This window comes from Streptomyces sp. NPDC023527, from assembly GCF_055560115.1.
This window is the reverse complement of sequence record NZ_JBVHJJ010000009.1, coordinates 273,259-294,109: the sequence shown is the minus strand read 5'-3', so window position 1 is coordinate 294,109 and position 20,851 is coordinate 273,259. Positions and strand designations below refer to the sequence as shown.

Annotated in this window: 14 protein-coding genes; 7 read left to right on the top strand and 7 right to left on the bottom strand. The window is 74.3% G+C overall.

Annotated features, from left to right (window positions below; all coding sequences use genetic code 11):
• Positions 1-27: 27 nt before the first annotated feature.
• Both ACZ303_RS19960 and ACZ303_RS19955 read right to left on the bottom strand, forming a co-directional pair.
• Positions 28-3,429, bottom strand: a complete 3,402-nt coding sequence (locus tag ACZ303_RS19960) for an ATP-dependent helicase (protein ID WP_467340685.1) — start codon at positions 3,427-3,429, stop codon at positions 28-30.
• A 239-nt stretch (positions 3,430-3,668) separates the two neighbouring features.
• Positions 3,669-4,136: an MGMT family protein gene (locus tag ACZ303_RS19955; protein WP_467340683.1), complete on the bottom strand. Its 468-nt coding sequence runs from the start codon at positions 4,134-4,136 to the stop codon at positions 3,669-3,671.
• A gap of 122 nt (positions 4,137-4,258) precedes the next feature.
• Here ACZ303_RS19955 and ACZ303_RS19950 point away from each other — a divergent pair, with 122 nt between their 5' ends.
• From ACZ303_RS19950 to ACZ303_RS19920, 7 genes are all read left to right on the top strand, one after another.
• Positions 4,259-7,045 (top strand): lysylphosphatidylglycerol synthase transmembrane domain-containing protein, encoded by a 2,787-nt coding sequence (locus ACZ303_RS19950; RefSeq protein WP_467340681.1) that lies wholly within the window; start codon positions 4,259-4,261, stop codon positions 7,043-7,045.
• A 373-nt stretch (positions 7,046-7,418) separates the two neighbouring features.
• Positions 7,419-7,811: a TOBE domain-containing protein gene (locus ACZ303_RS19945; protein ID WP_467340679.1), complete on the top strand. Its 393-nt coding sequence runs from the start codon at positions 7,419-7,421 to the stop codon at positions 7,809-7,811.
• 21 nt (positions 7,812-7,832) lie between these two features.
• The gene (gene modA / locus ACZ303_RS19940) at positions 7,833-8,603 is read left to right on the top strand and encodes a molybdate ABC transporter substrate-binding protein (protein ID WP_467340677.1); all 771 of its coding nucleotides are present in this window, start codon (positions 7,833-7,835) and stop codon (positions 8,601-8,603) included.
• Positions 8,600-10,546: an ABC transporter permease gene (locus ACZ303_RS19935; protein WP_467340675.1), complete on the top strand. Its 1,947-nt coding sequence runs from the start codon at positions 8,600-8,602 to the stop codon at positions 10,544-10,546. The genes modA and ACZ303_RS19935 overlap by 4 nt, the downstream gene beginning before the upstream one ends.
• 126 nt (positions 10,547-10,672) lie before the next feature.
• A complete protein-coding gene (locus ACZ303_RS19930; protein WP_467340673.1) occupies positions 10,673-12,190 on the top strand; it encodes an alpha/beta hydrolase in 1,518 nt (505 codons plus the stop codon).
• A gap of 111 nt (positions 12,191-12,301) precedes the next feature.
• Positions 12,302-13,393: a hypothetical protein gene (locus ACZ303_RS19925; RefSeq protein ID WP_467340671.1), complete on the top strand. Its 1,092-nt coding sequence runs from the start codon at positions 12,302-12,304 to the stop codon at positions 13,391-13,393.
• Positions 13,394-13,445: 52 nt separating this feature from the next.
• Positions 13,446-14,981, top strand: coding sequence for an alpha/beta hydrolase (locus tag ACZ303_RS19920; RefSeq protein ID WP_467340669.1), 1,536 nt, complete (start codon positions 13,446-13,448; stop codon positions 14,979-14,981).
• A 122-nt stretch (positions 14,982-15,103) separates the two neighbouring features.
• Here the strand turns inward: ACZ303_RS19920 and moeZ are convergent, their stop codons facing one another.
• From moeZ to ACZ303_RS19895, 5 genes are all read right to left on the bottom strand, one after another.
• Complete coding sequence (moeZ, locus tag ACZ303_RS19915; RefSeq protein ID WP_467340667.1) at positions 15,104-16,282, bottom strand: adenylyltransferase/sulfurtransferase MoeZ; 1,179 nt, start codon at positions 16,280-16,282, stop codon at positions 15,104-15,106.
• A 78-nt stretch (positions 16,283-16,360) separates the two neighbouring features.
• Positions 16,361-17,134, bottom strand: a complete 774-nt coding sequence (locus tag ACZ303_RS19910; RefSeq protein WP_467340665.1) for a spherulation-specific family 4 protein — start codon at positions 17,132-17,134, stop codon at positions 16,361-16,363.
• A complete protein-coding gene (locus ACZ303_RS19905; protein WP_467340663.1) occupies positions 17,122-18,036 on the bottom strand; it encodes an NAD-dependent epimerase/dehydratase family protein in 915 nt (304 codons plus the stop codon). Before ACZ303_RS19905 ends, ACZ303_RS19910 begins: the two co-directional genes overlap by 13 nt.
• 46 nt (positions 18,037-18,082) lie before the next feature.
• Complete coding sequence (locus ACZ303_RS19900) at positions 18,083-19,153, bottom strand: hypothetical protein (protein ID WP_467340662.1); 1,071 nt, start codon at positions 19,151-19,153, stop codon at positions 18,083-18,085.
• Positions 19,150-20,751 (bottom strand): DUF3492 domain-containing protein, encoded by a 1,602-nt coding sequence (locus ACZ303_RS19895; RefSeq protein ID WP_467340660.1) that lies wholly within the window; start codon positions 20,749-20,751, stop codon positions 19,150-19,152. Before ACZ303_RS19895 ends, ACZ303_RS19900 begins: the two co-directional genes overlap by 4 nt.
• Positions 20,752-20,851 lie beyond the last annotated feature (100 nt).

The window sequence follows — 20,851 nt, the reverse complement described above, 5'->3', positions numbered from 1 at the left end:
CGGGCACCACCGACAACGCCCCGCGCGTCACTCCACCACCTGCCGGCCCTCGGGCCGCGCGGTGCACGAGGCCCGGAACGAGCAGTGGCCGCAGTGCTGGCCGGGGCGCGGCGAGAACCGCTCCTCCAGGACCCGGCCGGCCGCCTCGGCGAGCAGCCCCTCGACCCAGCCGTCCGCCCCGAGCGCCTCCTGGGCCTGCACCTTGGGGACGGCGTCCCCGCCGTCCTTCTTCGCCGCACCCTGCCGCAGCTGTACGAGCTCGGCGCCGCCCGCCTTCGGCCGCGCGCCCTCGAAGAGCTCGTCGACGGCACCGTGCTCGACGGCGAGCTGGTAGACGGCGAGCTGCGGATGTCGTTCGACGTCGCCCGCCGACACGGCCCCCTTGCCGGTCTTGAAGTCGACGACGTAGGCGTGCCCGTGGCGATCCGCCTCGACGCGGTCCATGGAGCCCCGGATGCGCACCAGGTGGTCCTCGGCCTTCAGGGTGACGTCGAAGCCGTGCTCGGTGGCGACCGGGGTGCGGCCGCCGCGCTCCATCACGTGCCAGCGCAGGAAGCGCTCCAGTGCGGCGCGGGCGTTCTCCTTCTCCTGGACCGACTTCCAGGGGGCGTCGAAGGTGAGCGCGTCCCACACGGAGTCGAGCCGCTCCATGAGGACGGCCAGATCTGCGGGGGTCCGCCCGGAGGCGACCTCGTCGGCGAGGACGTGCACGACGTTGCCGAACCCCTGCGCGGCGGTGGACGGGGCGTCCGCCTTCACCTCCCGGCCGAGGAACCACTGCAGCGAGCAGGAGCCGGAGGTGCCCGCCAGCTGCCCGACAGCGGAGCCGGACAGCGCGAGCGGAAGCTCCCGGTCGCGCAGCGGGACCTCGCTGTGCGTCGGCTCGTGCAGCCCCCACCAGCGGTAGGGGTGCGCGGCCGGTACGAGCGGCTGGCCCTCCTCGTCGCGCAGCGCCGCGAGCCGGGCGAGCCGCCGGGCGGCGACGGCGCGCAGCGCGTCGGAGACGTCCGGGTCGACCGTGGTGGCGCGCAACTCGGCGACCAGCGCGGCGACGGCCAGGGGCCGGCGCGGGCGCTGGGTGACGTCGACGGGCTCGGTGCCCAGCTCGGTGAGGAACCGGGAGGGCTGGTCGCCGTCCTCGGCCGCCGCCTTGACGGCGGTGACGACCAGCCGCTCGCGCGCGCGCGTGGCGGCCACGTAGAACAGGCGGCGCTCCTCGGCGAGCAGCGCGCCGGGGCTGAGCGGTTCGGCGAGGCCGTCGCGGCCGATGCGGTCGGCCTCCAGGAGCGAGCCGCGGCGGCGCAGGTCGGGCCAGAGGCCCTCCTGGACGCCCGCGACGACGACGAGCCGCCATTCCAGGCCCTTGGAGCGGTGCGCGGTCATCAGCCGCACCGCGTCGGGGCGGACGGCCCGGCGGGTGAGGGTGTCCGCGGCTATGTCCTGGGCCTCCAGCTCGTCGAGGAAGTTCAGGGCGCCCCGGCCGCCGGTGCGCTGTTCCGCGCGGGCGGCGGTCTCGAACAGCGCGCAGACGGCGTCCAGGTCACGGTCGGCGTTGCGGCCGGCGGCCCCGCCGCGGTGCGCGGCGCGCTGGAGGCGGGCCGGCCACGGGGTGCCGTTCCACAGCTCCCAGAGGGCCTCTTCGGCGGTGCCGCCGGAGGCGAGTCGCTCGCGGGCCGTCCGCAGGAGCGCGCCGAGGCGCTGTGCGCCCCGCGCGTACGCGGCGTCGTGCGCCACGAGGCGCTCGGGCTCGGCGAGGGCTTCGGCGATGAGGTCGTCGGAGGCGCGCGGCACGGGGTTGCCCGCGGCTCGCTCCTCGTCCCTCAGGGCGCGGCCCAGCCGGCGCAGGTCGGCGGCGTCCATGCCGCCCAGCGGCGAGGTGAGGAGGGTGAGCGCGGTCTCGGCGTCGAGCCAGGCGTGGCGCGCCCGCGGCGGAGCGGCCTCACCGGGACGCGCCGGGCCGTCGTCAGCCGAGGGCTCCGGTGCCGGGCCCGCGAAGGGCTCTGCCGGAGGCGCCCCCGCCTCCGCCACCACCCGCAGGGCCGTCAGCAGGGGGGCAACAGCCGGTTCGTGGCGCAGGGGGAGGTCGTCGCCGTCGATCTCCACGGGAACGCCCGCCGAGGTCAGGGCGCGGCGGAGGACCGGTATGGAGCGCGAGCCGGCGCGGACCAGGACGGACATCTCGTGCCAGGGGACGCCGTCCTCCAGGTGCGCGCGGCGCAGGATGTCGGCGATGTTGTCGACCTCGGCGCCCGCTGTCGGGTAGGTGTACGCCTCCACCCGGCCGTCCTCGCGGACGGCGGCGAGCTCCCTGTGGGCGCGTACCGCCCGCGCCGGGAGGCGGGTGAGCGGCATCCGGCGGGTGAGCAGCCTGGTGGCCGCGAGGAGGTCCGCGGCGGAACGGCGCGAGGTCGTGAGGACCTCGACGGGCGCGGGCGAGCCGTCGGGGCGCGGGAAGGCGTCCGGGAAGTCGAGGATGCCGTTGATGTCGGCGCCCCGGAAGGCGTAGATCGACTGGTCGGGGTCGCCGAAGGCGACCAGCGTCCTGCCGCCGCCCGCCAGGGCGCGCAGCAGCCGCGCCTGGGCGGCGTCGGTGTCCTGGTACTCGTCGACGAAGACGGCGTCGTACCGCAGGGCCAGCCGCGCGGCGGTCTCCGGGCGCTCGGCGAGCAGCACGGCGCGGTGGACGAGTTCGGCGTAGTCGAGCACGCCCCGGGCGTCGAGCACGTCCAGGTATTCGGCGAGGAAGGACGCGGCCGCCCCCCAGTCGGGCCGGCCGGTGCGCCGGGCGAAGGCGCCGAGCGCGTCGGGGCCCAGCCCCAGCTCGCGGCTGCGGGCGAGGACCGCGCGCACCTCGTCGGCGAAGCCGCGTGTGGTCAGGCAGGCGCGCAGCTCGTCGGGCCAGCGCACCGCCGCGCGCCCCTCGCGCTCCAGGTCCGCCTGGCCGGCGAGCAGCTCGCGCACGACGGTGTCCTGCTCGGGGCCGGACAGCAGCCGCAGCGGGTCGGCGAACAGGTCGGCGTCCTGGTGGGCGCGGACCAGGGCGTAGCAGTACGAGTGGAAGGTGGTGGCCTGCGGCCCCTGGGCGCCGCCCAGCCGGGCGGCCATCCGGTCGCGGAGTTCGACGGCGGCCTTGCGGCTGAACGTCAGGACCAGGACGCGCTCCGGATCGGTGCCCCGCCGCACCCGCTCCGCGACCGCCTCGACGAGCGTGGTGGTCTTGCCCGTGCCCGGGCCCGCCAGGACCAGCAGCGGTCCTTCCCCGTGGTCAACCACGGCCCGCTGCCGTGCGTCCAGCTCAGGAGGGGCCGTGCGGCCCGGCCGGGTGCGTACGAGGCGGTACGCGCCCGGGGACGCCTGGCGCGCCTGCTGGTGCGGCGGGCGGGCCGAGCCGGTCGAGCCGGGGGAACCCGGGAAGGGGGAGGAGCTCACGTGGGTTGCCGGTCCTGGTGGGTGTGCGGGGTGTCGTGCGGCGGCGGGTGCCGGCGGCTCGCGAGGTCCGGGCGGGGGGCCTGGGAGTGACGGCGGTTCCCGACGCTACGCCAGGCGGCACGCGGGGCGCAGGGCGTCCCGCGGACCGACGCACGCCGTCAGCGGTCTCTCCCGTCCCGTTCAGCCCTAGGGGGGAGCGGTCGCCATGTGGTCGGGGGTCCCCCGGACGACGGATCCTTTCAGGTGTGAGGAGTCACATCCGTACCGCTGCCGGCGGCCCCTTCCACAGGGGCGCCGTCCCAGCGGGCGCGGGCCATGGCGAGGCGGGGGACGTGGCCCTCGGCAGAGCGGGCGGCCTCGCGGAGCGGGGTGCCCTCGTCGCGGTAGTGGGCGAGGGCGCGCAGCTCGCTGCCGGGCAGCAGCACGCCGTCCGAGCGGACCACCCGCCACCACGGCACCGCGCCGCCGTAGAGGGCCATGACGCGGCCCACCTGCCGGGGCCCTCCCTCGCCCAGCCACTCGGCGACGTCCCCGTAGGTCATCACCCGGCCGGGCGGGATCAGCTCGGCGACCGCCAGAACCCGCTCCGCGTACTCGGGCAGCTCTTCGGCGGCCCCCGCGCCCGTCCGTACGTCCTCGCTCATCCGGCCCATACTGCCGCACAGCGCGGACAGCGCCCGGTCCACGGGCGCCCTCGCCGACTTCACAAGATCACCCAGAGTGCGTATCCGCACTACAGCGCGTACGATCCGGAGTCCGCGCCCCCGAAATGCACCCTGATGCCCCCTCGCCCGGCGGGGCCATGCCACCATCTTCCGGGCGGTGACTGGTGATACGAGACCAAGAAGAGAAGACGGACAGGCAGCAGGGCGCGGCGCCTCGGGAAGAGGCCGGCGCTCCCGGAGCGCTGTCCGAGTCCGCTGAGTCCTCCCCCGCGACCGGGTCGGACCCGGACCGCGAGCGGGCGGCCGACCCGTCCGGCGAGCCCGACGAGGGTTACCCGTGCGGGAAGGACGGGCCGCACATCGACAAGGTCTCCGGCGACGAGCCGCTGCTGCCGGCCCGCGTCCACCGCCCCGCCGACCTCGTACGGCTCTTCCTCGGCATCGTCGGCATCGCCCTCGTCCTCGCCCTCGCGGCCTTCGCCCACGGCACCACCCAGGGCCTGGAGAAGGACATCGGCGACAGCACCGGCCGGGCGCCGCAGCTGCTGGCGAACTTCGCCGGGCTCGCCGCCAACATCGCCATCTTCATCGTGCCGGTGGCCTTCGCCATCGAGCGGCTGATCAAACGCGACGGGCTGCGCATCGCCGACGGCGTCCTCGCCGCCGTCCTCGCGCACGGCGTCTCCCTCGCCACGGACCTGTGGGTGGCCGAGACGGCCCCCGAGTCGATCCGGGAGGCGCTCACCCAGCCCGCGCCCACCGGCGGCCTCACCGACCCCGTACACGGCTATCTGGCCCCCGTGATCGCCTATATGACGGCCGTCGGGATGTCCCGCCGCCCGCGGTGGCGGGTCGCGATGTGGGCCGTCCTGCTGCTGGACGCCTTCGCGGTGCTGGTCAACGGCTACACCACGCCGTTCTCGATCGTCACCACGGTGCTGATCGGCTGGACCGTCGCCTACGGCACGCTCTACGCCGTCGGCTCCCCGAACGTACGGCCCACCGGCCGGCACCTCCTGTCCGGGCTGCGCCGGGTCGGCTTCAAGCCGGTCACCGCGCTGCGCGCCGAGGACAGCGCCGAAGCCGTGGGCACCGAGCATTCCCTCCCTCTCGACCGCGGCCGCCGCTACATCGTCACCCTGGAGGACGGCCCGCCCCTCGACGTCACGGTCGTCGACCGCGAACAGCAGGCGCAGGGCTTCTTCTACCGCCTCTGGCAGCGGCTGGCGCTGCGCGGCATCACCCAGCGCCGCAGTCTGCAGTCCCTGCGCCAGGCCCTCGAACAGGAGGCGCTGCTCGCCTACGCGGCCATCGCCGCCGGCGCCAACGCCCCCAAGCTCATCGCCACCTCGGAGCTGGGCCCCGACGCCGTCATGCTCGTCTACGAGCACATCGGCGGCCGCACCCTGGACACCGTTCCCACCGAGGAACTCACCGACGAGCTGCTGGCCGGCGCCTGGCGGCAGGTGCAGGCGCTCCAGTCACGCCGCATCGCGCACCGCAGACTCGACGGCGACACGCTCCTGGTGGATCGTTCCGGCAATGTCGTCCTGACCGACCTGCGCGGCGGCGAGATCGCCGCCGGTGACCTGGTGCTGCGCATGGACGTGGCCCAGCTGCTCGTCACCCTGGGCCTGCGGGTCGGCGCCGAGCGGGCCGTGGCCACGGGCGTGGAGGTCCTCGGCCCGGACGCGGTCGCGGACAGCCTGCCGCTGCTCCAGCCGCTGGCCCTCACCCGCGTCAGCCGCGCCACCCTCCGCCAGCTGGCCCGCGAGCGGGCCCAGCGCGAGCGGGAGACCGTGCTGGAGGCGGCGCGCGCGGCGAAGGAGGCCAAGGACGCCCAGGTCGCCGAGGAGGGCGCCGAGGCGCCCACGGAGGACCGCAAGTCCCTCAAGGCCGAGCGGCAGGCCGAGAAGAAGGCGATCGACGAGGCCCTGGAGGAGGCCCGCGAGGAGGACCTCCTCTCGCAGATCCGCCAACAGGTGCTGCTGATCCGCCCGCAGGCTCCGATAGAGCCGGTGCGCCTGGAGCGCATCAAGCCGCGCACGCTGATCACCTTCGTGGCCGGCGCGTTCGCCGCGTACTTCCTGCTCTCCCAGCTCACCCACTTCCAGTTCGGCGACCTCGTCGACAAGGCCAACTGGGTGTGGGTCGCGGTCGCGGTGGCCTTCCAGGCCCTGACCTACGTCGCCGCCGCGCTGAGCCTGCTCGGCTTCGTGCCCGAGAAGGTGACCTTCGGCCGGACCGTCCTGGCCCAGGTCGCGGGCTCCTTCGTGAAGCTGGTCGCGCCCGCGGCGGTCGGCGGCGTCGCCCTGAACACGCGCTTCCTGCAACGCGCCGGCGTCCGGCCGGGCCTGGCGGTCGCGAGCGTCGGCGCGTCCCAGCTCTTCGGCCTGGCCTGCCACATCCTGCTGCTGCTGTCCTTCGGCTACGTCACCGGCACGGAACGCAGCTCCTCCATCGGCCCCTCCCGCACGGTGATCGGCGGCCTGCTGACGGCGGCGGTCCTGGTCCTCGTCGTCGCCGCGATCCCGGTCCTGCGGAAGTTCGTCTCCACCCGGGTCCGGTCGCTGTTCGCCGGCGTCGTACCGCGCATGCTGGACGTCCTCCAGCGCCCGCAGAAGCTCTGCGCCGGCATCGGCGGGATGCTGCTCCTGACGGCCGCGAACGTCATGTGCCTCGACGCCGCGATCCGCGCCTTCGGCGGCGAGCTCAGCTACGCGAGCATCGCGGTGGTCTACCTGACCGCCAACGCGCTGGGCTCCGCGGCCCCGACGCCGGGCGGCGTGGGCGCGGTGGAGTTCGCCCTCACCGGCGCCCTGACCTTCGCCGGCCTCCCGGCGGAACAGGCGGCGCCGGCCGTGCTGCTGTTCCGCTTGATGACACTGTGGCTGCCGGTGCTGCCGGGCTGGCTCTCCTTCACCCACCTGACCCGCAAGGGAGCGATTTAGGCAGGCTGCTGCCCCTGCGACCGGGGGTGCGCACGGTTCCGCGCCTGCGGGACGGGGGGCCTGGCCGGGCGGCAGCTTGTACGGGGCCGGGGGCCGTCCCTCCGTCCGCGCGACGTGGTCGCACCCACCCCGCGTCGGGCCGTGCCCCGGTGGGCGTAGACGGTCGCGTGCCGCTCCGGGGTGTTGTGGGGCTGCCTCGGCCCCACAACACCCCTGCGCGTCCCGCGACCTTCCGCCAGTTGGGCAGACCTCAAGGCGTACCGGTCGACCGATCAAGCCTTGGCCGGCGTTTGAAGACACACAGCCGCATCTGCCATGGCAACAGGCCCCCCAACCTTGCATCTGCGGGCCGCATGGCCATACCGTGCTGCTCATGCAGTCCTACTCCATCGGCCGCGCCGCACGTCTGCTCGGCGTCAGCCCCGACACCGTGCGCCGGTGGGCCGACGCCGGGCGCGTTCCCACGCGGCGGGACGAGGCCGGTAAGCGGCTGATCGACGGGGGCGACCTCGCCGCGTTCTCCGTCTCGCTCGCCGCCGAGGCGACCGGCGACGACACCGCGTACACCACCGCGCGCAACGCCTTCCCCGGCATCATCACCGCCGTGAAGCTCGGCGACGTCGCCGCCCAGGTGGAGATCCAGGCCGGGCCCCACCGGCTCGTCTCGCTGCTCACCAGGGAAGCCGTGGAGGAGCTGGGCCTCGCCGTCGGCATGGAGGCCGTGGCCCGGGTGAAGGCCACCAACGTGCACATCGACCGCGCTTGACCCCGGCAGCTGGAGAAACCGATGCACCGCACGCCCGTACGCCGCGCCGCCCTCCTGGCCGCCGCCCTCCTCGCGCCGCTGCTCGCCGGCTGCGAGGGCGGGGACGGCAAGAGTGACGCCAAGTCCTCGACCACCCTCACCGTGCTCGCCGCCGCCTCCCTGACGGATGTCTTCAAGCAGGCCGGGGCCGCGTACGAGAGGGCGCATCCGGGCACGACGGTGAAGTTCTCCTTCGCCGGGTCGCAGGAGCTCGCCGCGCAGGTCCGTCAGGGCGCGCCCGCCGACGCGCTGGTCACCGCCGACACGAAGACCATGGACGCCCTGAAGGCCGACACGGACAGCCCCGCGGTCATCGCGAAGAACCGCCTCACCATCGCCACGGCCAAGGACAACCCCAAGGGCGTCAAGGGCCTGTCCGACCTCTCCAGGAGCGACCTCAAGGTCGTCCTGGCCGCGCCCGAAGTGCCGGTGGGCCGCTACAGCAAGAAGGTGCTGGACCAGCAGCACGTCGCGGTCGAGCCGGTCTCCCAGGAGCCGAACGTCCGCGCCGTCCTCAGCAAGGTCTCGCTCGGCGAGGCCGACGCCGGCATCGTCTACGTGACCGACGCCGCGTCCGCCAAGAGCAAGATCTCCACGGTCACCGTCCCCGACGCGCAGAACGCCGTCGCCTCCTACCCGGCCGCCGCCCTCAAGGGCTCGAAGCACACCAAGGAAGCCGCGGACTTCGTGAGGTGGCTCGGCTCGGACGAGGCGCAGAAGCTGCTGCGCGCGGCCGGCTTCCAGCAGCCGTGAGCCCGGGCAGGCGCCGGGGGCGCACGCCCCTGGCGCTGGCGATACCCGCCGCCCTGGCGATCGCGTTCCTCGCCCTCCCCCTCGTCGGCATCCTCGCCCGCACCCCCTGGAGCACGCTCCCCTCCCGCCTGGGCTCACCCGCCGTCACCGAGGCACTCGGCCTCTCCCTCCTGGTCTCGGCCTGGGCGCTCGCGCTCTCCCTCGTCCTCGGCGTGCCCCTGGCCTGGCTCCTGGCGCGCACCACCTTCCCCGGCAAGGCGCTCGTGCGCTGCCTGGTGATGCTGCCGATGGTCCTGCCCCCGACCGTCGCGGGCGTGGCGCTCCTCCAGGGTTATGGCCGCCGCGGCATCCTGGGCCCGTACCTGGAGTCGTGGTTCGGCACCACGCTGCCCTTCTCGACGGCCGGGGCGGTCGTCGCGTCGGCCTTTGTGGCCATGCCGTTCCTGGTGATCAGCCTCGAAGGCGCCCTGGCGGGCCTGCACCCCCGTTACGAGGAGACGGCGACCTCCCTGGGAGCGGCCCCCCTCCGGGTGTTCCGCACGATCACCCTCCCCATGGTCGCCCCGGGCCTGCTCGCGGGCGCCGCCCTCAGCTGGGCCCGGGCCCTGGGCGAATTCGGCGCGACGATCACCTTCGCGGGCAACCTCCCGGGCACCACCCAAACCCTCCCCCTCCAGGTCTACCTGCTCCTCCAGGACGACCCGGAAGGAGCGACGGCGGTCTCCCTCCTCCTCCTGGCGATCGCGGCGGCGGTCCTCCTGGCCCTGCGGGGCCACTGGCTGAACCGGGGACCGGCAGGCCGTTCCGGCCCGCAGCGTCCCGACCGCAGGGCGGAGGCCGTCCATCACGCGGCCCCGGAGGGCCCTCCCCACCCCGCCCCCGACCTCGACTCCGCACCCGCCCCGCGACACCCGTTGCGCACCACGGTCACCGGCGCGACAACGGCGGACATCGACGCACCCGAACGCACCACCATCGCCGTAGTGGGCCCGAACGGCGCGGGCAAGACCACCCTCCTCCGCGCTCTCCTGGGGCTCACGGACCGGGCGACCTCCCGCCCGCTGACCCTCGGCGGCGAGGACGTCTCCGCCACTCCCCCGCACCGCCGCCGCATCGCCTGGGTCCCCCAGGACGGTGCCCTCTTCCCGCACCTCACGACCCTGGCCAATACCGCGTACGGGTTGAGAGCCCGAGGCGTGCCCAAGGCGGAAGCGCACCGCGACGCCCGGCACTGGCTGGACAGGCTCGGCGTGGGCGACCTCGCCCACCGCCGTCCGCACAGCCTCAGCGGCGGCCAGGCCCAGCGCGTGGCCCTCGCCCGGGCCCTGGCCTCCCGCCCCCGCCTCCTGCTCCTGGACGAGCCCCTGGCCGCCCTGGACCAGTCGACGCGCGCACACGTCCGGCACACCCTGCGCACCCACCTCGCGGACTTCCCCGGCGTCTGCCTGATCGTCACCCATGACCCCGTGGAGGCCGTCTCGCTCGCCGACCGGGTCCTCGTGCTGGAGGACGGCCGTACGGTGCAGTACGCGTCACCGGCCGAGCTGACCCGCCACCCCCGCTCCCCGTGGGTGGCCCGGATGCTGGGCCGCAACGCCTGGCCGGGCAAGTCCACCGCGGAAGGAACCCTCCTCCTGGACGGCGGGTCGAGTCTGATGACGGCGGACCCCATCCCTGAACATGCCACCTCCGGCCTCGCCGTGGTCGGCCCGGAGGCAGTCTCCCTGCACATCACCCGCCCCACAGGCAGCCCCCGCAACGTATGGCCGGGCACCATCCGCGAGATCACCGCCCAGGGAGGCCGCCTACGCGTCCTGGTGACCGGCGAACCGGACGTCACGGCGGAGATCACCCCGGCGGCAGCGGCGGACCTGGCCCTGGCGGAGGGCACCCACGTCTGGGTCGGCATCAAGGCGACCGAGGTCACGTTCGTACCACTGTGAGCGAAGCGGGGAGGGGCGGCCCCTAACCCGTACGCCCCACCCCGCGCGCACCCCCACCTCCCGCCCCGGAAGATGGCAATCGGTCCCATTTGCGGTCCTTTCACCGTCGACTCCGGGAGTGCCGCCGTGTCCATATCCGTACGGGCCGGGGGCCTGCTGTCCGCCACGCTGCTGACCCTCACCGCCGCCGGGTGCGCGGGGGACGCCGACGGCCGTTCGACCGGTGACGCCCCGGAGCGCCAGCGGCTGGCCTGGAAGCCGTGCCCGGCGCCGAGCGACAGCGAGAGCGGCTCGTCGGGGAGAGCGCCCGGCAGCGAGTGGGAGTGCACGACCCTGCGCGCGCCCCTGGATTACGGCGACCCGGAGGGCGACAGCATCGGCATCGCGCTGATCCGCGCCAAGGCCACCGACCCGGCCCACCGCATCGGCTCGCTCGTCTTCAACTTCGGCGGCCCCGGCGGGTCGGGCATCACCACGCTGCCGGCCTTCGCCGAGGACTACAAACAGCTGCGCACCCGCTACGACCTGGTCAGCTTCGACCCCCGCGGGGTGGGCCGCAGCAGTGGCGTCACCTGTCTGAGCGACAAGGAACTGGACGACTATTACGCGGCCGACGGCGCCCCCGACACCAAGGAGGAGGAGAAGTCCCTGGTGGAGCGGGTGGGGAAGTACGCCGCCGCGTGCCAGAAGAAATCGGGGAAGGTCCTCCCTCATGTGGGCACGGCGAACGCGGCCCGCGACATGGATCTGATGCGCCAGGTGCTGGGCGACGACAAGCTGCGCTACTTCGGCGTCTCGTACGGAACGGAACTGGGCGGCGTCTACGCCCACTTGTTCCCGGACAAGGTGGGTCGCGCGATCTTCGACGGCGTCGTGGACCCGACCGGCGACCCCGTGGAGAGCGCCCTCGGCCAGACGAAGGGCTTCCAGCTCGCGCTGGGCAACTACATGGACGCCTGCGTGAAGAACTCCGACAACTGCCCCACGGAGCAGCAGATCGGCGACCTGCTGAAAGGGCTCGACAAGAAGCCGATACCCGGCGGCGAGAGCGGCCGGATGCTGACCCGGTCGCTCGCCACCAGCGGCATCGCCCAGGCGCTGTACTCGCAGGACTTCTGGGACTACCTCACCGAAGGCATCGAGGACGCCGCGAACGGCGACGGCAGGCTCCTGCTGACCCTCGCCGACTCCATGAACGGCCGTGGCACGAACGGGCATTACAGCACCTTGCAGTCGTCCCTCAACGCCATCACCTGTGCGGACTCCGCGCCGCGCTACACGGTGGACGGGATCGAGGGACAGGTGGCCGGATTCCGGGCGGCGTCGCCCGTGTTCGGGGACTTCATGGCCTGGAGCCTCGCCCAGTGCACCGGCTGGCCGGTCAAGGGCCAGTGGCGGGACCCGGACGTCAGCGCCAAGGGCTCCGCGCCGATCGTCGTCATCGGCAACACCGGTGACCCGGCTACCCCTTACGAGGGGGCGCGCAGGATGGCGCGGGAGCTGGGCGCGGGCGTCGGAGTGGAGGTCACCTACCGGGGACAGGGGCATGGGGCCTACGACAGCGGCAACGCGTGCGTGAAAGAGGTGGTGGACGCGTACTTGCTGGGCGGTACGGTGCCTCAACCGGGCAAGATCTGCTCATAGCACACATAGCACATAACACCGGTGGCGCGATCCATATGCATCGAATGTCAGTGGCTCGCACTACGATCGCCCGCACAGCAGTTCCGTGACGGACGGCCGGGGGGGAACAAGGTGTCGTACGACCCACCACAGACCGCCGGGCACGCCGACCGCAGGGTGCGCGTCCTCACCGGGGCCCTGGCCATCGCGGCGCTGGTGGCCGCCCTGGTCGCGCTCTGGCAGACGCAGTCCACGCCGCTCGCCCGCCGCACGTACTGCTGGGGCGCCTGGCCGGAGGGCGCGGGCCCGTTCCAGCGCGGCGACCACGGCCGCATGTCGGACGAGAGCGTGCCCACCCGCGCGCGCCCGCGCGGCCATTGCACGCTGAGCTGGCGCGGCGGGCGGGGCGCCGGGGCGTACGAGCAGCGGGTGGAGGTCCGCCTCGGCACGGGCCCGAGCGATACCGCCGGGCGGCTGGCGTGGCTGGGCGGGCTGTTCGTGGGCGGTGACAGCGCGCTCCCGGGCCGGCTGCCCGGGTTCACGGCCGCCGGGTCCGGGGCCCTGGTGCTGCCGAAGAGCTGTGATGTGGGCGGCCGCCCGTCGGTCGTGACGATCACCAGTTCGTTCACGGACACCAGCGGCCGCGGCAGCCACCCGGGCTTCCCCGACCGCTCCTCCGCCACGCGGACCGGCGAGCTGCTGGTGGGGATGGCCAACCGGGCCGCGAAGGCCACGCGTTGCTCCTCGGAGCCGCCCCTGCGGTTGCGCCCCGACCCGTCCGGCCGGTCGTCCGGGCCGGGCTCGGCGGCGAAGCCGGGCGCGCGGAGCGGCCGGTGCGCGATCCCCGGGCTCGGCGAGGACGCGGCCGGCGAGCGCCTCACCGACACGGTGGGCGGCGTCGGCGACGACTTCCAGACCTGCGCGGTCTCCGACGAAGGCCGGCCGGCGGCCCGGTTCGCGATGATCGGCAGGCCGCGGCTCGTGGCGCTCTTCGAGGGCCTCACGGGCGACCGCCCGCCCGCGCCCGGATGGCGCGCCCATGGCCGTATCGACGCCACCGGAGCTCTCGTACGGGCCGACTGCGACGGCCGCCCCACGGTCTTCGCGATGCGCACCGGCCCCGGGCGCACCCACAGCCGGCTGGACGACCCGCGCAGGTCCTTCCCCGCGTTCGTCGACGCGGTGGGCAAGAGAATAGGCTGCGCGCCCCTACGCGCCCGCTGAGCGCTCCGCGCCGCTGAGGCGAGGTCCGCTCCACGTCCGTAGAGTCGGTGGAATGAGTCCACGACGCCCTCGGGCCATCGCCCTCACCGCCGCCGCTGTGGCGGTCGCCCTCACCGCCGGCGGTTGCGGCGGGGACGGCCGGCCGGACACCTCGGGCAGCGGCTCGACCAGTGACGGCCGCGGCCCGGACGTACGGCCGCGCTGGGCGGCGTGCCGGGCGCCCACCCCGGCGCAGGGCGGCGACGGCAAGGCGCCCGGCAAGGCGTGGGAGTGCGCCAAGCTGCCCGTGCCGCTGGACTACGCCAAGCCCGACGGCGAGAAGATCGAGCTGGCCCTGATCCGGTCGAAGGCGAAGAACGGCTCCCGCCGCCTCGGTTCGCTGGTCTTCAACTTCGGCGGGCCGGGCGGCTCGGGCGTCTCGGCCCTGCCGGGCCTGGCCGGCACGTACGACAAGCTGCGGGAGCGGTACGACCTCGTGAGCTTCGATCCGCGCGGGGTCGGCGAGAGCGCGGGCGTGCGGTGCCAGGGCGACAAGGAGCTGGACGCCGCCGCGCAGACCGACGCCACGCCCGACGACGACGCCGAGGTGCGCACGGCCCTGGCGGCGAACAAGGCGTATGTGGACGCCTGCCGCAAGAACTCCGCCCGGGTCCTCCCGCACGTCGACACCATCAGCGCGGCGCGCGACATGGACCGGCTGCGGGCGGCCCTCGGCGACCCGAAGCTGAACTACTTCGGCATTTCCTACGGCACCGAACTGGGCGGCGTCTACGCCCATTTGTTCCCCGGCAACGTCGGGCGGGCCGTCCTCGACGCCGTCGTGGACCCCACACAGGATCCCCTCCAGGGCAGCCTCGGCCAGACCAAGGGCTTCCAGCTGGCGCTCGACAACTACCTCAAGGACTGCGCCGCCACCGGCTGCCCCACCAAGGAGCAGATCACCGGCCTGCTGAAGAGGCTGGACAGCAAGCCGCTGCCCACGGCCACCGAGGGCCGCAAGCTCACCCAGGACGAGGCGGTGAACGGCATCGCGTCCGCGCTCTACTCCAAGGAAACCTGGAAGTTCCTGACGAAGGGCCTCAAGGAGGCCATGGGCCCCGGCACCGGCGACATCCTGCTGGCCCTCTTCGACGCCCTCAACGGCCGCAATCCCAATGGCACTTACAGCAACCTCCAGGCGGCCAACAGGGCGATCTCCTGCGCCGACGCCGAGCAGCGCTACACCGTGGACGACGTCAAGCGGCGCCTGCCGGAGTTCCGCGCGGCGTCACCGGTCTTCGGGGAGTCCGCCGCCTGGGCCCTCCTCGGCTGCACCGACTGGCCGGTCAAGGGCCATTGGAAGAGCCCGGACGTGAGCGCCCCGGGCGCCGCGCCGATCGTCGTCGTCGGCAACACCGGCGACCCGGCCACCCCGTACGCGGGCGCGCGGCAGATGGCGCGGCAGCTCGGCAAGGGCGTCGGCGTCGAGGTGACGTACAAGGGCGAGGGCCACGGCGCGTACAACAGCGGCAACGCGTGCATGGTGGGTGCCGTCAACGGCTATCTGCTGGACGGCAAGGTCCCGGCGGAGGGCACGACCTGCTCGTGAGCGGCCCGCCCGGGAAAGAACGGAAGGGGCCCGTCCGCCATCCGGCGGAGGAGCCCCTTCCCGTCGCACCACGGGCTTGCGTCGCGGCCTCGAACGACGGCCCTGAACGGCGGCCTTTCGGCCTAGTACACCGGCTTCTGCGGCTCGATCTGGTGGACCCAGCCGATCACACCGCCGCCGACGTGGACGGCGTCGGAGAAGCCCGCGGCCTTCAGGACCGCGAGGACCTCCGCGGAGCGGACACCCGTCTTGCAATGCAGGACGATCTTCTTGTCCTGCGGCAGGTCCTGGAGGGCGTTGCCCATCAGGAACTCGTTCTTGGGGATCAGCCGGGCGCCGGGGATGGAGACGATCTCGTACTCGTTCGGCTCCCGGACGTCGATGATGTCGATCGTCTCACCGTCGTCGATCCACTCCTTGAGCTGCTTGGGAGTGATCGTGGCCCCGGCCGCCGCCTCCTGGGCCTCCTCGGACACCACGCCGCAGAACGCCTCGTAGTCGATCAGCTCGGTGACCGTGGGGTTCTCGCCGCAGACCGCGCAGTCGGGGTCCTTGCGGACCTTGACCTGCCGGTACGTCATCTCCAGGGCGTCGTAGATCATCAGCCGGCCGACCAGCGGCTCGCCGATCCCGGCCAGCAGCTTGATCGCCTCGTTGACCTGGATCGAGCCGATGGAGGCGCAGAGCACGCCCAGCACGCCGCCCTCGGCGCAGGAGGGCACCATGCCCGGCGGCGGGGGCTCGGGGTAGAGGCAGCGGTAGCAGGGGCCGTGCTCGGACCAGAAGACCGACGCCTGGCCGTCGAAGCGGTAGATCGAGCCCCACACATACGGCTTGTTCAGCAGCACGCAGGCGTCGTTGACGAGATAGCGGGTGGCGAAGTTGTCCGTGCCGTCCACGATCAGGTCGTACTGGGAGAAGATCTCCTTGACGTTCTCCGACTCCAGGCGCTCCTGGTGGAGGACGACGTTCACATAAGGATTGATGCCCAGCACCGAGTCGCGGGCGGACTCCGCCTTGGACCGGCCGATGTCGGCCTGGCTGTGGATGATCTGGCGCTGGAGGTTGGACTCGTCGACCTCGTCGAACTCCACGATGCCCAGCGTGCCCACGCCGGCCGCCGCCAGGTACATCAGAGCGGGTGATCCCAGGCCGCCCGCGCCCACACAGAGCACCTTGGCGTTCTTCAGCCGCTTCTGCCCGTCCATCCCCACATCCGGGATGATCAGGTGGCGGGAGTACCTGCGAACCTCGTCGACGGTGAGCTCGGCAGCCGGCTCAACCAGGGGTGGCAGCGACACGGGGTCTCCGTAGGTCGGTGGACGGATCATCCCCGCAGGTGCGGGGCGCTCTTCCGCGTAACACTGCCACGCCCCGCCTCATTCCGAGACACCAGGTCCGATGCGCGAGACGATCTCGTCCCAGTAGCCGGGCATCACCTCCCAGGGGTCCGCTTCGTCCCGGTCCGTCCGGTCGGTGAAGTAGATGGTGCCCGCGCCCTGCCAGCGGGCGATCCGCAGCGCCTCCTCCAGGTGCGACTCGGGGACGCCGTGCACCAGGTGGCAGAAGCGCTCGGGCGGGTGGTCGGCGGTCCACTCGGCCACCTGCGACCAGCGGTAGGCCGACCAGGGCCCGCAGAAGGTCACCAGCTGGTCGGCGAGGTCGGCGTAACCGGCACAGGGGTGGGTGCCGTGGACGAGCACGACGTACGCGCCCTCCAGCATCGCCCGCAGCGTGGTGACCGTACGGCGGGTGCCGGGCAGCGCGGCCCGGTCCGTGGGGCAGCCGTCGAGCGAGAAGCCGTCCACCTTGTACCAGTTGATATAGCTCTGGGCCTCGGCGAGCAGCTCCTCGAAGGGCCGCTCCCCGAACCGCAGGTCCAGGTGTCCCAGGATCCGGACACCCGCCTGGCGCAGCCGGGCGGCGGCCGGCAGGCGGTACGGATCCGGCCGGGCGCCGGGTCCGCCGGTCGTCTCGCCGGCCCCGGCCATGCCGCCGCTGCCGAGGACCACCCAGTCCACCGGCACGTCGGTGCGCAGGAGTTCCCCCCACTCTCCCGGGGCGAGCAGCGGGTGGGCGACGCCGGGGACCCCGAAGCGCAGCGGGGCGTCGGCGGGCGCCCGACGCCGGCCGGACGGGATCAGATACGACACGCCGCCTCCATCCAGATGTCGGCCAGCGACTCCTCCAGGCCGATCCGGGGGCGCCAGCCGAGCCGGTCGCGGGCGGTGCGGACGTCGGCCTGCTGCCAGCTGCCGCAGCCGTCGGGGTAGGGGTAGGTGGGCGGGGTGCCCAGGTGCGGGTCGTCCAGTTCGTGGAGGGCGCCGCCGAAGCCGGCGACGCGGGCCAGCAGGGAGGCGGCGTCCCTGAGGCGGACCGCTCGGCCGGTGCCGATGTTGACGGCGCCCTGGGCGGCGGACAGGGAAGCGGCGTGGACGGCGCGGGCGACGTCGCGCACATCGACGAAGTCGCGCTGGACACCGAGGCCGCTGAGCTTCAGTTCGTTGTCGCCGCTCTGCATGGCGCGCCGCATGGCGTCGGCGAGCCGGCCGAGGGGGGAGCCGGCCGGGGTGCCGGGCCCCACGGGCGAGAAGACGCGCAGCACGATGGCGTCCAGGCCGGAGCCGAGCACCAGCTCGGTGGCGGCGAGCTTGCTGACGCCGTACGGGCCTCCGGGGCGCGGCACGGCGTCCTCGGCGGTGGAGGAGCCGGGCTGCGAGGGGCCGTACTCGGAGGAGCAGCCCAGCTGGACCAGGCGGGCGCCGCAGCCGCTGCGGCGCAGGGACTCGCAGACGGTGGCGACCGCGACGGTGTTGTGCCGGGTCAGGTCGCGGGCGCCGCCACGGGTGGCGCCCGCGCAGTTGATCACCACGCCGGGGTGGACGGCGTTGAGGAAGCGGGTCAGCGCGCCGGGGCTGCCGGTGGCGAGGTCGAAGCGGACATCCGCGTCGTCACCGCGGCCCAGCGCGGTGAGCTGGACGGCGGGGTCGGCGAGCAGCCGGTCGGCCACATAGCGGCCGAGGTAGCCGTTGGCGCCGAGCAACAGGACCCTCATCGGTCGCGCCCTCGCTCTCGCCCGGCGGTGCGGATGGGGTGAACGGTCATGTTCCTTGCTCCTCTGACAGGGTGTGCGGCCCGGTGGGGTGGGTCGGGCCGGGGCTCGCCGGGGCGGCGGGGTCGGGTGCGCTCGGCCCGTACGGCCGGCTCCGGTGGGCGGAGGCCCGGGAGAGCGCGGAGAGGGCGTGCGTCAGCAGGGCGAGCGCGGGGACGGCGCACGCCACGAGGGGTACGACGGAGAGGCCGTGGGCGTCGACGGCCCGGCAGAGGGGCTCCGCGAAGGGGCCGCCGGCGGTCGGCCACGTGCCGAGCAGCACCGCCGCCTCGGTCGCGCAGGCGCCGAGCACCGCGCCGGCCGCCGCCCTGCCGAAGCCGCGGGCGGCCGCCAGCCGGGCGAGGAACAGCAGCCCGCCCAGGGCCGTGGCCGCGGCGAGCGGGCCGGGGGCCACCCCCGTGCCCAGTGCCGTGTGCGCGGTCCACACCAGGGCGAGCAGGGCGCCGAGGAACAGCCCGGTGGCCACGACGAGCACCGGCCGGACGCGCGCCCGGAACGCGGCCAGCGTGCGGCTGTCCACGAGCGCCCGGCGCACGTGCGCGGCGAACCAGCGCGCGCACCAGACGGCGGGCGCGACGGCGCAGAGCAGGGCGAGCGCCGTCGGCGCGGCGGCCGGGAAGGCGCCGGGCAGCCCCGGTCCCGGGTGGCCGGGGAGCAGGGTGGCGAGCAGCCGGTCGCCGATGAGGCCGTACATCACCAGCCACAGCGCGGCGAGCCAACCGGCGGCGTGCCAGGGGCCGTACGTCTCCGGCGCGTACGCCTCGGCCGGGCGCCCGGCGCGCGGCGGAGGGTCGAGCGCCGTCTCGTCGCGCCGTCCGCGTGCGTAGAGCTCCTCCGCCAGCGAGAACACATCGCGGTGCCGGCATTCCACCGCCAGGCGCTCCGCGAGGCCGCGGGCCTCCAGGACGGCGGCGATCTCCAACGGATCGACGGCCCGTGCGCACAGCTCGCGGTGGCGTTGCAGGAGCGCCTTGACCGGGTCGGCCGGGGTGAGTGGGGGTGCCGTGTCCACCGGGGCAGTGGGTATGCCGGCGTTGCCGTCCCGCAGGGGTGTGCTCATGGCCGGCCCGCCCAGGTGGGAGAGGTGGCGCGTGGCGACCAGGAGAGCGGTGGGTGGGATTCCGCGGCGTGGGCGAAGGGGACGGACGGGTCACCGGTGTCGTGCCGCACCGGGGCGCGCGAGATGAGTTCGAGGTAGATGCCGCGGAAGGCGGTCACATGGCGCTCGACGGTGAAGAGTTCGAGGGCGCGGGCCCGGGCGGCCGCGCCGAGCCGGGCCCGCCGCTCGGGGTCGCGCAGGAGGGCGGTACAGGCGTCGGCGAGCGCCCGGGGATCGCGCGGCGGGACGACCAGGCCCGTGCCGCCGATGACCTCCCGCACGGCGCCGGCGTCCTGCGACACCGTGGCCCGGCCGCAGAACATCGCCTCCACCAGCGGCAGTGGGAAGGCGTCCACGGCCGCGGCGAGGACGACGACGCTGCCCGCCGCGTAGGTCTCCGGGCGCACGGTCTCCTCATAGGAGACGCCGTCGGGCGGCTCGGTGCCGGGCGGCGGGGTGCCGACGACCCGCAGCCGCGCGGCCGGTTCGGCCTCGCGCAGTGCGGCGAACGCCTCCCACAGCCAGGGCTCGGCGCGGCCGCCCGCCCACACCAGCGTCCGGCCGTCGTCCGCGGGGGCGCCGTCCGGCTCCTCCGCCCCCTCCCCCACCGATTCGTAGGGCCGCTCGTCCACCCCGGGGTGGACCGTGCGCACCCGCTCGCGATCGGCCCCGCAGCGCTCCTGCCAGCGCCGTACGTGCGCGTCGCCGGGGGTGATGAGGTCGGCGCCGGCGTAGACCTCGGCGGACAGCAGCCGGTGGAAGGCGGCGAGCAGGGTCCGTACGCCCAGGGAGAGGCCGGCGGCACCGGCGGCGCTGTCCAGATAGTGGGCGCGCAGCCGGACCTCGTACTCCGTGACGAGCAGGGGCGTGCCGAAGAAGCGTTTGGCCAGCAGGCCCGGCAGCGCGGCGGGCCCGGCGGACGTGGCGTGGCACAGATCGACGCCGGCCAGCCCCCGGTCGCCGTCGGCGGCGCCGTACCAGTCCAGGGACAGCGGCCGCAGGGCCCGTTCCAGGAGGGTGGAGAGGGTGAGGAGGTCGGCGACGCGGATGCCGTAGGCGGCGGGGTGCGCGCCGGGCGCGCGGCAGGCCGTCTCCAGGATGCGCAGGGCCTGTTCGGAGCGGAGGGCGGCGCTCAGGCCGCCGGCCTCGCGGGCGAGGTCGGCGAGGCCGTGGAGCGCGTCGGCGAAACGGTACGCCTGACCACCGACGGGCTCGGGGGCGCCGGTCGCACGTGTCGTATCGGCGGCGTCCCCCGTGCCGGGGGCGGCGATGGCCGCCGCCAGCTCCCGGAAGTGTTCGCCGAACCGCTGCCGTTCACACCGTCCGTACGCGCGCCCGGTCCCCCCTTCCGGTGGGTCGCCCCACAGCGGAGCCGTCCGTACGCGCCGCACCTGCTTCGGGAGTCCGTACCACCCGCCGCGCTCCTGGCGGGCGCACCGGCTCAGGGCGTAGACCTCGAAGTCGTGCTGGTCGAGCCCGCGCACGAGCTGGTCGCACCACTCGCCGCCCTCACCCGCCGCATACGGAAACCCACCCTCCGTGAGGAGTCCCACGCGCACGCACGCACCCCCGTCTGTCCACTGTGGCCTCGGCAGCCGCCGATCGGCAGCGTGAGCACGCTATGCGGGCAGCGCTGGGGCGCGACGGACGGTTGTCCGT

Excerpts from the sequence above, each read along its gene's own strand:
- ACZ303_RS19945 (WP_467340679.1), top strand. The coding sequence starts at position 7,419 with ATGCAGTCCTACTCCATCGGCCGCGCCGCACGTCTGCTCGGCGTCAGC.
- ACZ303_RS19920 (WP_467340669.1), top strand. The coding sequence starts at position 13,446 with ATGAGTCCACGACGCCCTCGGGCCATCGCCCTCACCGCCGCCGCTGTG.
- ACZ303_RS19900 (WP_467340662.1), bottom strand. The coding sequence starts at position 19,153 with ATGAGCACACCCCTGCGGGACGGCAACGCCGGCATACCCACTGCCCCG.
- ACZ303_RS19905 (WP_467340663.1), bottom strand. The coding sequence starts at position 18,036 with ATGAGGGTCCTGTTGCTCGGCGCCAACGGCTACCTCGGCCGCTATGTG.
- modA (WP_467340677.1), top strand. The coding sequence starts at position 7,833 with ATGCACCGCACGCCCGTACGCCGCGCCGCCCTCCTGGCCGCCGCCCTC.